1 protein-coding gene is annotated in these 910 nt (G+C 56.6%); it reads left to right on the top strand.

Going from position 1 to position 910, the window contains the following annotated elements:
* Positions 1 to 33 precede the first annotated feature (33 nt).
* A partial coding sequence (locus EXE46_RS17775) for an RNA-guided endonuclease InsQ/TnpB family protein (protein ID WP_394348210.1) occupies positions 34 to 910 on the top strand: 877 nt, incomplete at its 3' end.

Raw genomic sequence — 910 nt, 5'->3', positions numbered from 1 at the left:
ACCTATCAAGGCGTCACGCTCCGTGACGATGGCGTGCTCCGTCTGTCCACGAAACGCGGAGAGGACTCGATTCTGATTGATTGGCCGGTCGACGAAGAACCCAGAACCGTCGAGATCGGGAAGAGCTCGGGTGGTTTTGTCGTCCGTGCTCAGTATGACACAGAGCCTGTCGACCGAACGACCGGAGACAAGATCGCCGGAATCGATCTCGGAGAGAAACACCTCGCTGCTGTCTTCACGGGTCAAGACGCATTCACGATCAACGGCGGTGAACTTCGCGCTCTCCGTCACTACCAGAATAGCCTGAAAGCCAAGCTCGATGCGAAGATCGACCGCAAAGAGCCAGGCTCGAACCGCTGGAAGAAGCTGGTTCAGACGAAGCAAGAGCAGCTTGACCACATCGACAACAAGATCACGGACCTTCTTCACAAACTGAGTCGGAAGGTCGTGGAGATGTGCCTTGAGCGCGATGTCTCTGCGATCGGGATCGGTGATGTTCGCGGCATCCGTGATCGGATTGACTACGGCAGCCAGATGAACCAACGGCTGCACCAGTGGGCCTACGGCGAGTTTGACCGGATGGTTGAGTACAAAGCCAAGCTCGCCGGGATCACTGTTAATCGAGTTGACGAAGCCTACACGTCCCAAGAATGTCCACAGTGCGGCCACAGGAAGAAGCCCTCTGGCCGGGACTATACGTGCAGTGAATGTGGTTTTCATGGACATCGGGACGTGGTAGGTGCCGCGAACATCAGGCGACGATATGTCGCCAAAAGGAAGTATGTCGGGTCTGATAATGAACCGACAGGTTCTATGACCCGTCTACCTGGGGTCATGGCTTCCCCCTCTGGGGTAAGGTTCCACCCTCACCTCCAGTGTAGCTCGCGGAGCAGGCGTAAGACCAACGGAC

Source organism: Halorubrum sp. GN11_10-6_MGM (assembly GCF_005435165.1).
Classification (GTDB): domain Archaea; phylum Halobacteriota; class Halobacteria; order Halobacteriales; family Haloferacaceae; genus Halorubrum.
The sequence above is the reverse complement of the archived record's forward strand: the minus strand, read 5'-3'. Positions and strand labels throughout refer to the sequence as shown.